This is a genomic window from Mycobacterium marseillense (assembly GCF_010731675.1).
GTDB classification, from domain to species: Bacteria; Actinomycetota; Actinomycetes; order Mycobacteriales; family Mycobacteriaceae; genus Mycobacterium; species Mycobacterium marseillense.
Genome location: NZ_AP022584.1, coordinates 2561325 through 2573900 on the forward strand (window position 1 = coordinate 2561325; position 12576 = coordinate 2573900).

The window sequence follows — 12576 nt, forward strand, 5'->3', positions numbered from 1 at the left end:
TTCGCCGTCAGCCCGCCAGCAGTGGAGCGATCCAGCGCACCCGGGTGCCGCCCTCCGGGGGGCTGGTGATCTCGCAGGTGCCGCCGAGTTGCTCGGCGCGCCGCGCCATGTTGGCCAGTCCGCTGCGGCGCGCATTGCCGGCCGGTATGCCACAGCCGTTGTCGATGACATCGAGGATGAACATGTCGGCGACGCTGATCGACACCGTCAGCCGCGACGCGCCGGAGTGACGAAGGGCGTTGCTGACGGCTTCGGTGGTGACCGCCTCGGCGTGGTCGGCGAGTTCGGGGCCGACGGCGGTCATCGGCCCGTCCAGGCGCACCGTCGTGACCAGATCCCGGTCCCCGGTCAGGTCGGCGACCACCCGCTGAATGCGGTGCCGGAAGTCGCCGCCCGCAGCCGCCGGCGATTTGAGCTCGAAGATCGTCGTGCGGATTTCCTCGATGATGGTCTGCAGGTCGTCGAGCGTGCGGTTGAGCCGGTCGGCCACCTCCGGTGAACGCGCCCGGGCCAGCGTGCCCTGTAGGTCCATGCCGGCCGCGAACAGCCGTTGGATGACGTGGTCGTGCAGATCGTGGGCGATGCGCTCGCGCTCGGCCAGGATCGTCAGCTGCCGCGCATCCTCGCGGGCCGACGCCAGCACCAGGGCTATCGCGGCGTGGGTGGCGAAGTCGCTCACCAGGTCGAGATAGCTTTCGTTGAACGGTGGTTGGTCGGCGCCGCGGGCGACGACGATCACTCCGACGACTTCGTCGTGGGCGCGCAGCGGCATCAGGATCGCCGGGCGCTGCCCGACGTCGCTGAAGGCCTGGATCGGGTAGCGCAGTTTCTCGGTGATCAGCGGTTCACCGGACCGGAACACCGCGCCACTGGTCGATCCCTGCACCGGAACCCGTTGTCCGAGAACGTCGGTGGCGAGCACGCCCACCGCGGCGGACACCACCAGGGTGTCGACGTCCCCGGGAGGGGTGTCGGCGTCCTCGGGCACCAGCACGATCGCCTGTTCGGCGTCGGTCAACGCGCGTGCGCGCTCGGCGATCAGTTGCAGGGGGCGGCGGTGCGGCTCGGTGCGGGACAACAGCGCGGTGGTGATCTCGCGGCTGGCTTCCATCCACTTCACCGATGTCCGCTCGCGTTCGAAAACCTGCGCGTTGTCGATGGCGACGGCGGCCGCGAAAGCCAGTGCGCGAGCGGCGACTTCGTCGGAGTCGGAAAACACCCGCGCCGGGTCGACGTGGGTGAGGTACAGGTTGCCGAAGACGGTGTCGCGGATGGTGATCGGGACCGCGAGGAACGCCCGCATCGGCGGATGGTGTTCGGGGAAGCCGACGGCAGCGGGGTGGGTGGTCAGGTCGTCCATCCGCAGCGCGGGCGTGTCCAGGAGCGACAGGCTCAACAGGCCCTTGCCGACCGGCAGGTGTCCGATGCGCCGCGCCGTCTCGGCCTCCATGCCCTCGTGGGTGAAGGAAATCAGGTTGCCGTCGTGATCGCGGACGGCCAGGGCGCCGTATTGGGCGGAGGTCAATTCCCGGGCCGCGCCGATGATCCGGTGCAGCGTCGCATCGAGATCCAGGCCGGCGCCGATCTCGACGATCACCCGCAGCAATTGCTCCGAGCCGAGCCCGGCAAACGCGGAGCCCTCCCGGGCGCCGCTCATCCCGGCCAGTCCGGTGGAGTCGACGATTGGCCGGGCCGCTGAGTCAGTTTCGACGCGAACACCGCCGCCTGGGTGCGGCGCTCCATGCCGAGTTTGGCCAGCAACCGCGACACGTAATTCTTCACCGTCTTCTCCGCGAGGAACATTCGCGCGGCGATCTGCCGGTTCGTCAGCCCTTCGCCGAGCAGCCCGAGCAGCGTGCGTTCCTGCTCGGTCAGGCCGGACAGCGGGTCTTCACGCGCCGCGGAGCCGCGTAACTTCGCCATCAGCGCCGCGGCCGCCCGGTTGTCCAGCAGCGATTTGCCCGCACCGACCTCTTTGATCGCGTGGGCCAGCTCCATGCCCTTGATGTCTTTGACGACGAACCCGCTGGCGCCGGCCAGGATGGCTTCGAGCATCGCCTCGTCGGAGGTGAACGACGTCAGCATCAGGCAGCGCAGATCGGGATGGTCGGAGACGAGGTCGCGGCACAATTCGATGCCGTTGCCGTCGGGCAGGCGGACGTCGAGCACGGCGACGTCGGGCTGCAGCGCCGGTATCCGTGCCTTCGCCTCGGCCACCGTGCCGGCCTCGCCGACGATCGTCAGGTCGGGGTCGGAGGACAGCAGATCCGAGAGGCCGCGGCGGACGACTTCATGATCGTCGACCAGGAACACCTTGACCATGGCGCGCCTTCCTGCCGGTCTCGCAACGGGTTTGCGACAGACAACTCCAATATCCCATAATTTCGCGGCATCACGTCGGGCCTCTCGGTGGGGACCTTCGGCCGACGCTGCGCCCTGACGCGTGAATAGCCTTGCGGGACAGGGACATCGCGGACACCCGTGATCAGTTCACCCACTCGACGACGTCGTCGAGGTCGCGTCGCGGCGTGGCCGGCAACGGGTCGGCGTTGATCGGCGCCCAACCCACCCGCAGCAGCATCTGCGGGTAGTCGGTGTCGCCGAAGACGTCGGAGCGGACGGCCTCGCGCGTGGCGGCGGTCTCCAGCGGTTCGGTGACCGGGCAGCTCGCCAACCCCGTCGACGTCGCGGTCAGCAGCACCGCGCTGGTGGCTTCGCCGGCGCGCAGCTGCGCCAACCGGTCGTCGCGGCGGGTCCCCAGCGCAAGCACGACGGCATTGTCGTCGGCCGCGGAGGAGTCCGGCGCCATCGGCAGCGCCGCACCGGCGAACAGCCGGCCGGGAATCTTGGCTTCCGGGTCCGGCAGGGGCGCGTTGCGGGCGGGGACACCGGCGACCGAGAAGTAGCGCCCACTCCATTCGGTGAGCTCGGCGAGATAGTCCCGGTTCAGGTGGTCACGGACCGATTCGGCGACGATGTCGTGCAGGCGGAAGATGTCCTCCACCTGACACAGCGTGACGCCGGCGCGCGCGGCGCGCGCCGCCATGAGCGCGATATCCCCCACGGGCACCGGCCAGGAGCTGTAGTGGCGCCGGTCCGTCCGACGCCGCGGGATGGCCGCCGCCAGCGCGATGTCGACGAAATCGGCCGAGTGCGGGGACAGTTCGAGGGTGGCGAGGTGCGCGGGATCGGCGGGGTCCGGCAGGCGCGTGACCTTGGATCGCCAGCCCACCGCCGCGAACGCCGCCACGCAGTGATGCAGCGCCGTGCCGCAACTGAGGATCAGATCGCGGCCGTCGGGGTCGGTGTTGGGCAGTTGCCGCCCGGCGTCGGCGTAGAGGTGCACGCCAGCCGCGTCGACCCGCCACCGCCAGGGCTGGGTGTTGTGCACCGACGGGGCCCTCGATGCGAGCGTCAGGGCCGTCCGGACCGTCGCTGCGTCCGGAACGCGGTCGTCCATTCCAGGGTCCCCCTCTCGCGGCGCCGTGCTGGTCTTGACGATCGCGCGTTCGGTTCGTCGGCGCGAGGGCACGATGGCACTCGCCAAAGGGACTTTTGGCAGTCCGTGACCGCCCCGCCGCGGGACGGTGGGCACTTATGCTGACCACGATGGCGAATCATGGCCCCGATCCCACGACGCCGCTGTGGCGCGCGGCGCAGGTTTTCCGGCTGCTGAGTTGCGTCTATGCCGCGGGCTTTCAGATCGCGATCAATCCCGATCTGCGCCGGCCCGCGCTGGGTTGGGTTCTGTTCGCGGTGCTGATCGGCTGGAGCGCGGCGTGCGCCCTCGCCTACCTGCGCGGGTTCGGCCGACGACCGGCCTGGGTGCTCGCCGAGATCGTGATCGCGGTGTTGCTCATGTGGTCGAACACCGTCGTCGCGACGCCGCATTGGGCGGCCGAGAACCAGACGTGGCCGACGACGTTGTGGGCGAGCAATCCCACGATTTCCGCCGCGATCGAGTTCGGTCCCGGCGGCGGGATGCTGACGGGCCTGGCGGTGATGGCCACCAATTTCGCCGTCAAGGACTACCTCGCGCTCAACCTGGGGCACAACGCCACCGTCATCATCGAGCTGGCGATCGGCATGGCGATCGGGATGGCCGCGCAAACCGCGCGGCGCGCGCACGCCGAACTGCAACGGGCGGCCCGGTTGAGCGCCGCGGTGCAAGAACGCGAGCGGCTGTCCCGAGAGGTTCACGACGGGGCCATCCAGGTGCTCGCGCTGGTCGCCAAGAAGGGTCACGAAATCGGCGGCGCCACAGCCGAACTCGCTGATCTGGCGAGCGAGCAGGAGCGCGCGCTGCGCCGATGGGTGGCCTGCGCCGACATGGACCCGGATGCCGACGGAGCCACGATCGATTTGCGCACGCTGCTGCGTTGCCGGGCGGCCGACCGGGTGTCGATCAGCCTGCCGGCGACGCCGGTCTTGTTGGGGCGCCGGATCGCGAGCGAGCTCGACGCCGCGGTGGGCAATGCCCTGGACAACGCCGGCACCCATGCGGGGCCGGAAGCGCGCGTGTACGTCCTCGTGGAGGACCTCGGCGATTCCGTGGTGGTGAGTGTGCGCGATGACGGCGTGGGTATCGCCGCCGGTCGGCTCGAGGAAGCAACCCGTCAGGGACGCCTGGGTGTCTCCCAGTCGATCGTGGGACGGCTGGCTTCGCTGGGCGGCACCGCCGAGTTGCGCAGCGCTGAAGGAGAGGGCACCGAGTGGGAATTGTGCGTGCCGCGCGAAGAGGGACGCCATGGCTGACGACGAGGTGGCGCCGACGGTGATGGTCGTAGACGACCATCCCATCTGGCGTGATGCGGTCGCGCGCGACTTGGCCGAGGGCGGATTCACCGTGGTGGCCACGGCCGACGGGGTGGCCGCGGCCGGGCGGCGGGCGGGCGTGGTCAAACCCGACGTGGTGGTGATGGATATGCAGCTGCCCGACGGGAACGGCGCACAGGCCACCGCCGCGGTGCTCGCGGTGTCGCCGTCGACGCGGGTGCTGGTGCTGTCGGCCTCCGACGAACGTGACGACGTCCTGGAGGCCGTCAAAGCGGGCGCGACGGGATATCTGGTCAAGAGTGCCTCGAAATCCGAACTGGCACAAGCGGTGACGGCCACGGCCGCGGGCCGGGCGGTGTTCACCCCGGGTCTGGCCGGGCTGGTATTGGGTGAATACCGGCGTATCGCGCAGAGCAAGGACGACGGCCCCGCCCGCCCCAGCCTGACCGATCGGGAGACGGAGGTATTGCGGTATGTGGCAAAAGGGCTGTCCGCCAAGCAGATCGCGGAGAGGCTGTCGTTGAGCCACCGCACGGTCGAAAACCATGTGCAGGCGACATTTCGCAAGCTTCAGGTCGCCAATCGGGTGGAGTTGGCGCGCTACGCGATCGAGCATGGCCTGGACCAGGAACCGTGACCCGCTTTCAGCGGGGTGCCCGGCCGGTGTCGTGGGCCACCGCGCGCGCGGCGACGAGTGCGGACACGACGACGGCCATGCACACCAGCCCGTCGTCCTTGAGGCCCCACCTGATCGCGGCCAGGAGCGCGACACCGGCCACGCACAGCAGGGCACCGACGACCGCGCCGCGTCGGCGTGAGGTGACCGTCCCGGCGCCGTCCCAGCCGGCCAGCGGATCGTTCTCGAGCGGCCGCAACGCGACGAACAGCACGGCCACGGCGAGGATCACGATGACCACCTGCGCGATGCTGACGGCGAGGAAATCCGGCTGGCCCGGAAACCGCGGGCAGCCAACGTAATCGAACACCAGGTGCACGCCCAGCAGCACCGGCATGTGCCACAGGTAGAGGGTCATCGCACCGGAGTTGCCGATGGCGGTCCACCACCACACCCGCGGCCGCCGCGCCCAGCGCGCGATCGCCGGGGCGGCCGCGATGGCCAAGGCGCTCAAGATGATCGCGTGCCCGGCCAGCAGCAGCGACGGCGGGCTGGTGTTGGACAGGTGGTGATCGCCGGTGCCGACCATGCTGAGCTGGTACGGCCCCCAGTGCACCAGTGCGACGTCGACGGCGAAGAAGACGCCGGCCACGGTTAGCGCGGCACGGCCACCGAGCAGCCGGCGGCGGTACGCGACGCCGAACATGGCCGGAATGAGCCAGACGCCCAGATTGAGGTAGCCCAGCGGCATCATCGCCGGCGAGTTCAGCCGGATCACGTCGATCAGCGCGATCGCCCCGTAGACCGCGGCCACCCCCGCGGCGAGGCGCCGCGCCGTGGTGATGCGATACAGCATCGGCATGGCGGCGAGCACCAGGACGTAGGCGCCCAGAAACCACAACAGCTGCGTGCTGACACCGGCGATCGGCTCGTAGATGTGTTGCCGCAGTGCCCGATACAGCAGGGTCAGGGCGACGGCCCAGAACGCCAGGTAGTAGAACACCGGCCGGAACAGCCTGGTGCAGCGCTTCATCAGCCAGTCACCCCAGTTGGTGCCGGGGGTCCAGGACGACACGCAGGCAGCGGCGCCGGCGAAGAAGAACAACGGCATGATCTGAAGCAACCAGGTCGCCGCCTGAAACACCATCGAGGTGGTGAGCAGGTTGTCCCAGATCAGGACGTGGTTGCGGATGACGCTGATGGCCATCACGGTGTGGCCGAGCACCACACCGATCAGGGAGGTGATGCGGATGACGTCCAGGACGCGATCGCGGTCGGCCGGCGTGCGTGCGGCCACCTCGGCGACGTCGGGAAACCTCGCGAGAGTTGTCATGGGTGTCCTTTTGTGAGCGGGGATGAAAGCGTTGCGGTGGAGTCGAAGTGGTGCGGTGAGAGAAGCCTCGCCGAGCGCGCGACTGTGGGCCTGAGCGGTTCTACGCGTTTTGCCTGAGTAGTACTACTCAGCTCGCGGTGTTGAGCGGGTCGTAGTCGGCCAGCAGCCGCTCGATGCGGGCTTCGTCGAGTCGCACCCGCACGGTCGCGGCTTCCTGCTGGTCGCGGATGACCTTGGCCAGCGTGAAGGCGCTGGACACCAGGAAGAGGAAGGTGATGCCGAGGAACAGTCGTTGCCACGCGTCGAGGGGAAGGAAGTAGATCCCGGCCAGCGCGGTGAGAAAACTGATCGCGAAGGCGACGGCGGCCTGAACGAAGAAGGCGGCGGTGGTTTTTGACATGCTGTTGGGAAAGGTCATGCCAATTAGCCTGCGACGGCGCCCCCTTGGTGGGGATCCGTAAGACTACTCAGATTTCCCCGGGGATCCGTGGCCCCTTCGACAGCGCCGCCGCGGCTACCGCGGCGCACACCCCGAGCATCGCGGCAACCACCGTCGCCACCTCCACCGCAGCGAAGTGGGCATCCACGATAGGTTTGACCACCGCCACCACGGCCAGCGCGGGCACGATCAGCCGCACCCACCACGCTACGACGCTGTCATCAGGAATGCGTGAATTAGCCTCCGTGACAAAGACATACAACACAACGAGCAACAAGGCCGCCGCGCCGAAAAGAACCGTGGCGATCCCGCGCAGCCCAGGCGCCGACAGGACACCCGCCATCACGGCGAGAAGCCCTGCCCCCGCCAGTCGCAGGCCGGCATTCGGCGTCGCCTCGCGAGCGACCGCGAGCCCGGCGGCGACGCGCACCACCGCCCACCCCGACGCCACCGCGGCGGCCGCCGCCATCGCGATACCGGCGACGGCCATCCACGTCCGACCGGCATCGGCGTAGAACTCCGGCACGGCTTCGCTCAGGAATTTGGCGCTCCACCGCCACGGCCCCGCGACGCCCTGGTGGTCGCCCACCCACAACGCCACGGCCGCCCCGGTCACCACCGCGACCGCCAGCGACATGGATCGGCCGGGCGCGGCAATGCGCGCGTTGCGGACCGTGACGAGTTCGATGCCCACCATCCCCAAACCGAAACCGACCAGCTGGCCGGACAGTTGGCTCGGCGTAGCGGCCGTTCCGATGACGACCGCGTCACTGCCCGCGGCGACGCGGGCGGTGACCGCCACCGCGAGGTAGACATAGACGAGCAAACCCGCGACCACGAGCAGCGCCACCACCGAAGCGACGGCCCGAGTCGACACCCAGCAGACGACGGCACCGACGGCGGCCGCGGCCGCCAATGCGCCGACCGGCAGCCACGAGACAACCGTGGCGGGATCGGTACCGGATGAAAAGTCCATCAGCACAAGCACTCCGAGCGTGATCGCGAACTTGGCCGCCAGCGCCAGGTAAGCAAACAGCTGAATGGCGCCCGCCGCGAACCCCGCCCGCGGGCCCAGCGCGGCGCCGATCAACTCGGCGGTGCTGCGCGCATCCGGGGCGTAGGCGCGCAGCCGCGTCAGGGCGTAGATCACCGGAATCACGACCGCCGCCCCGAACACCGCGCCCAACCCATAGGCTGCCGCCGACGCGATCACCGCCATGCTCAGCCCGGCGCCTTGCCAGGTCCCCAGCAGCGGACCCTGCGTCCCGGATTCCGGCTGCGCCTGCGGACGTAGCGATTTCTTCGGCATCGCTCAAGCATGACGCAGCCGTGCGCAATCGTTCACCGAATGCTCGGCATTTCGATACGTTGATAGGCCCAGGGCAAGGCAGGTGGGCAAGATGTCTGACACCGTGCAGGTGACCGTCGACCGCGACTCGGTCGCCATGGGCGACGACGTGGATTCCCATCGCGAGTTCTGGATCTATCCCGCCTCGGCCACCATCGATGACCTGCTGGTCGAAATCTCCTCGCACTTCTTGCCGGGAGTCGCCGGGCCGGCAGGGTGGTACGTGTACGTCGGAACTCGTCACGAGCGGCAGCACTGGGAAATCGGCCTGATCTACACCCGCGATGACCTCAGGCAGCAGGACAACATCTGCAGGTTGACTCCCGGCGAGAGAACGTTGGGCGACTTGGCCCGATGGAGCGGATCGCCGGAACTCGACGTCTATGCGTCGTACCTGACCTTCAATCAAGCGCGACCCTTGAGCCTCGACGAGGTTGAGGGCGGCCCCACGTTCACCGGCTGCCGACCCACCAAACTGGAATCCGAGGCCGCCGCCGACGCCAAACGCGACTGGGTGCTGATCCGCGAGCTCGACCGACTCGCCGGGACCGTCGCCGGTGTGCGCCGCGACTGGGTTCGGGCCAATCTCCTTGCGGCGCCGCCGCCGTGGATCGACATTTTCATCGCCCGCAACTTCCACTACCTGACCGAACTGCACTGCCCGGCCAGCATGTCACTGGCCGCAGAGTTCCTCGGGGTCGACGCCCCCCGCGGCGAGGACTTGGCGGCGCTGGCCCACGCGGACGCGCGTCCCGTCGTCGTGACGCTCGCGATGGTGCTGGCCGCCTTCGAATGGGGAACACAGCGCGGCACGTGGCGGGTCGGGGAACGGCCATATTGCAAGGCCTACTTGGAGTTACTCGCCCATTGCGGCTACCGGCTCTCGCCGATCGAACAGGTCATGGCCGGCCACCTCAGCGTCGAGCAGCTCAAATTCGGCGCGGCAGACGCCGCCAGGCTCGAGCGGATCCGTCAACTCCGAGACCAGCAGTACCAACTCCGCATGAGCCGCTTCTACGCCAAAACCCTCACTGACGAGCAATACCGGGCCGCCATCGACCCTGTGCACGCCGAACTTTCCCGCTTGGGCGAGCTTCCCGGCCCGATGTAGGCGATTCGAAGCGCTCAGGCGTCGATGATGACGCGGCCGCTTTTCGCCCGCGACACGCAGACCAGCATCTCGTCGTCACCCTCGGCGGCACTCCCCCGCCGATCGACTTGCCCGGCAAGCACTTTCACCTTGCAAGTGCCGCAGAAGCCCTGCTGGCAGGAATAGGCCGTCTTCGAGTCGCGGTCGAGCATGACGTCGAGCGCCGAGCGGTTGGCGGGCACGGTGAGCACCCGCTGCGAGCGCGCCAGTTCCAGTTCGAATGGCGTGCCGTCGACCACCGGCGGCGGCCCGAAGCGTTCGTAGTGCAGCGGCGCGCGGGCGTGTTCGTCACGCGCGATGCGCACCGATTCCAGCAACGCGGTCGGACCACACACGTACACGGCGGTGGTCGGGCCGGCGCCGGCGAGCAGCTCCGCCGCGGTGGGGATCCGCCCGCGCTCGTCGTCGGCCCACACGGTGACCCGCTCCGGCGCGACCCCCACCACTTCGTCGAGCAGCGGCATGTGGTCGCGGCTGCGCCCGGCGTAGACGGCGCGCCAAGCGATTCCGCGCTGCTGGGCCGTCCGGATCATGGGCAGGATGGGCGTCACTCCGATGCCGCCGATCACGAACAACACCTCGTGCTCGTCGGTGACGAGATAGAACGCGTTGCGGGGGCCCTCGAACTCGAGCGCGTCGCCCACGTCGAAGGCGTCGTGCATCTCGTTCGAGCCGCCGCCGCCGTCGGGAATGCGGCGCACGGCGATGCGATAGTCGGTGCGCCGGGCGGGCGGCCCGCACAGCGAGTACTGCCGGCGGCGCCCCGACGGGAGCCGGACGTCGATGTGCGCGCCCGGCGTCCAGGACGGCAGCAGTCCACCGTCCGGGTCGCCCAGCGTCAACGCGACCACGTCGGGCGTCAGCTGTTCGCGTTTGGTGATCACCGCGGTGGTGGTCCGCTGCACGGGCAGCACCCGCGCGGGCGTCCACCGCGACGCCGACGCCATGCCGCCGAACAACGTGCCGACGCCGTACAACGCGGTGTACATCCGGTCACGTTTGCGCCGGCCGTAGAGGTCGGCCGGAATGCTGTCCCAAATAGCGCGTGTCACAGTCATCTTCATTCACGCCTGCCCCATGCCGCGGCGGCCCGCCGGCTCCGACGTCAGGTCGATCCATTCGCCGGTGAATCCGGCGATGACGTCGGGATGCGAGGTGACCACCCAATGCCCACCCTCGATCGGGACGATCCTGCCGCCGTCCGGAATGGATCCGGTAAACCGTTGCAGGGCAGGCGATACGAAATAGTCCCGGCGGGCGACGAGCACCTGCACCGGTACCCGGGTCTGCGGCAACGGCGTTACCGGGATGAAGAACGGCGCCGGCATGTTCGCCCGGTACAGGTTGAGGCCGTTGAGGTAGTCGGGGATCGACCGGGTCGTCGCCGCGCGTTGCCGGTCGCTGCCACGCCGGCGGCCGATGCGTTCCACCGCGGCAAACACTTTCGCGGTGGCGCGCGCCCGGATCGCCAGCTCCGGCACCACCGGGCACAGGAAGAACCAGATGTATGACGACGCGAGGGCCTGCTTGACGACGTCGAAGACGGCGCGCGGTGTGCGCGGAGACCGCAGGAACCTGCCCGCATAGTTCAGGTGCGGCCCGGAGATCGACGTGAACGAGGCGACCTTGGCCATCACGGTCTGGTCGGTGACGGCCGCCCAGCCCTGGATCGAACCCCAGTCATGGGCCAGCAGGTGGACCTGGCCGACCCCGAGGCTGTCGATGACCGCGCCGACATCGGAAACCAGCTGCGGCAGAGCGTAATCGGACCGCCGTGCCGGTCTGGAGGATGCGCCGGACCCGCGCACGTCATAGGCGACGACGTTGAACCGGCCGGCGAGTTCGCCTGCGACCCCGTCCCACACGCGGTGGTTATCCGGGTAGCCGTGGATCGCCAGGACGGTGGGCCGCCGCGGGTCGATCTCGGTGTAGGCGTGGACGGCCAGCGAAACGCCGTCGGAGGCGGTCACTGTGCTGGACTGAGTCATCCCGAACGTTCCCGTGTTCAGTGCGACGCGCGGGCGGCGGGTGAGCGGGCCAGGTAGTCGACCGCGCGACCCACCCCGCCCAGCTGGGACGGATGGAAACTCGGCGTGTAATAGGCGCCGATAACCCGCAGGAACTGGAATGGCCCGGGCACCAGGCCCCGTCGGGCCGCGCGGAAGTAGTCGCGCCAGCGCGGTTTGGTCCCCGGCGCCATGTATGGGTCGACCGAATACATGAACCGCACGCCGCGGATGAACAGCCACAGCAACGCGGGCGTCACCAGCAGCTGGGTGCGCACCTGCCGCCAATACCCGGCGCGCAGATGCTTCATGGTGTCGAACGCGACGGCCTTGTGCTCGACCTCCTCGGCGCCGTGCCAGCGCAGCAAGTCCAGCATCACCGGATCGGTGCCCATGGCGTCGTGCTGCGGGGTGTCCAAAATCCATTCGCCCAGGATCGCGGTGTAGTGCTCGAGCGCCGCGACCATCGAGACCCGTTCGAGCAACCAGCTCTGCCGGCGGCGCCGGCTCCAGTGCGGGCGGTCGCCGATGAGTTGGGTGAACAGCCAACGCATCTGGTCGGTGAACGGCGTGACGTCGATGTCGTTGGCCGCGAAGTGCCCGAGCACCCCCGCGTGCGCCTGGGAGTGCATGGCCTCCTGGCTGACGAAACCCTGCACATCGCGGCGCAATTGATCGTCTTTGATCAGCGGCAGGGTGTCCTTGAACGCGTCGACGATGAACTCCTCACCCGCCGGCAACAGCAGGTGCAGCACGTTGCAGAAGTGGGTGGCGAAGGGCTCGTTCGGCACGTAGTAGAACGGCAGCGTCGACCAATCGAAGTCGACGTCACGCGCCTGCAGGACGATGCGCTCGTGGTCGAGCGATGCGTCATGCGGGCCCGCCGCCATGTCGTCGACGGTGAACAT

General features: G+C 68.9%; 12 protein-coding genes. 3 read left to right on the plus strand and 9 right to left on the minus strand.

The features are described 5' to 3' along the window. Window positions 1–7 precede the first annotated feature (7 nt). The 3 genes from G6N26_RS11630 to G6N26_RS11640 form a co-directional block, all read right to left on the minus strand. Window positions 8–1657 (minus strand): GAF domain-containing sensor histidine kinase, encoded by a 1650-nt coding sequence (locus G6N26_RS11630; RefSeq protein WP_083020282.1) that lies wholly within the window; start codon window positions 1655–1657, stop codon window positions 8–10. Continuing rightward, a complete protein-coding gene (locus G6N26_RS11635) occupies window positions 1654–2322 on the minus strand; it encodes a response regulator transcription factor (protein ID WP_083020283.1) in 669 nt (222 codons plus the stop codon). Before G6N26_RS11635 ends, G6N26_RS11630 begins: the two co-directional genes overlap by 4 nt. A 163-nt stretch (window positions 2323–2485) precedes the next feature. Next, window positions 2486–3460: an Acg family FMN-binding oxidoreductase gene (locus tag G6N26_RS11640; protein WP_083020285.1), complete on the minus strand. Its 975-nt coding sequence runs from the start codon at window positions 3458–3460 to the stop codon at window positions 2486–2488. Window positions 3461–3597: 137 nt separating this feature from the next. Between G6N26_RS11640 and macS the strand changes: the two genes are divergently transcribed. After that, window positions 3598–4755, plus strand: a complete 1158-nt coding sequence (gene macS / locus G6N26_RS11645; protein WP_083020287.1) for a MacS family sensor histidine kinase — start codon at window positions 3598–3600, stop codon at window positions 4753–4755. Then, window positions 4748–5413 carry a response regulator gene (locus tag G6N26_RS11650; RefSeq protein WP_067170541.1) on the plus strand — a complete coding sequence of 222 codons (666 nt, stop codon included), beginning with the start codon at window positions 4748–4750 and terminating at the stop codon, window positions 5411–5413. Before macS ends, G6N26_RS11650 begins: the two co-directional genes overlap by 8 nt. A 7-nt stretch (window positions 5414–5420) precedes the next feature. Here G6N26_RS11650 and G6N26_RS11655 read toward each other — a convergent pair whose 3' ends face one another. The 3 genes from G6N26_RS11655 to G6N26_RS11665 all read right to left on the minus strand — a co-directional run bounded on the left by G6N26_RS11655 (window position 5421) and on the right by G6N26_RS11665 (window position 8473). Next, window positions 5421–6725 carry an acyltransferase family protein gene (locus G6N26_RS11655; RefSeq protein ID WP_083020289.1) on the minus strand — a complete coding sequence of 435 codons (1305 nt, stop codon included), beginning with the start codon at window positions 6723–6725 and terminating at the stop codon, window positions 5421–5423. A 127-nt stretch (window positions 6726–6852) separates the two neighbouring features. Next, window positions 6853–7143: a YiaA/YiaB family inner membrane protein gene (locus tag G6N26_RS11660; RefSeq protein ID WP_083020291.1), complete on the minus strand. Its 291-nt coding sequence runs from the start codon at window positions 7141–7143 to the stop codon at window positions 6853–6855. A gap of 49 nt (window positions 7144–7192) precedes the next feature. After that, on the minus strand, window positions 7193–8473 hold the full coding sequence (locus tag G6N26_RS11665) for a hypothetical protein (RefSeq protein WP_083020293.1): 1281 nt from the start codon (window positions 8471–8473) through the stop codon (window positions 7193–7195). A gap of 91 nt (window positions 8474–8564) precedes the next feature. Here G6N26_RS11665 and G6N26_RS11670 point away from each other — a divergent pair, with 91 nt between their 5' ends. Continuing rightward, window positions 8565–9623, plus strand: coding sequence for a hypothetical protein (locus G6N26_RS11670; RefSeq protein WP_083020301.1), 1059 nt, complete (start codon window positions 8565–8567; stop codon window positions 9621–9623). A gap of 14 nt (window positions 9624–9637) precedes the next feature. On the opposite strand, the gene G6N26_RS11675 is transcribed toward G6N26_RS11670, so the two are convergent. Genes G6N26_RS11675 through G6N26_RS11685 form a run of 3 tightly spaced genes read right to left on the minus strand, consistent with a single transcriptional unit; the run spans window position 9638 to window position 12576 of the window. Next, complete coding sequence (locus G6N26_RS11675; RefSeq protein WP_083020302.1) at window positions 9638–10720, minus strand: PDR/VanB family oxidoreductase; 1083 nt, start codon at window positions 10718–10720, stop codon at window positions 9638–9640. Window positions 10721–10726: 6 nt separating this feature from the next. Next, window positions 10727–11632, minus strand: coding sequence for an alpha/beta fold hydrolase (locus G6N26_RS11680; RefSeq protein WP_083020295.1), 906 nt, complete (start codon window positions 11630–11632; stop codon window positions 10727–10729). A gap of 35 nt (window positions 11633–11667) precedes the next feature. Continuing rightward, entirely contained in the window at window positions 11668–12576 is a 909-nt protein-coding gene (locus G6N26_RS11685) for a metal-dependent hydrolase (protein WP_067170570.1), read from the minus strand.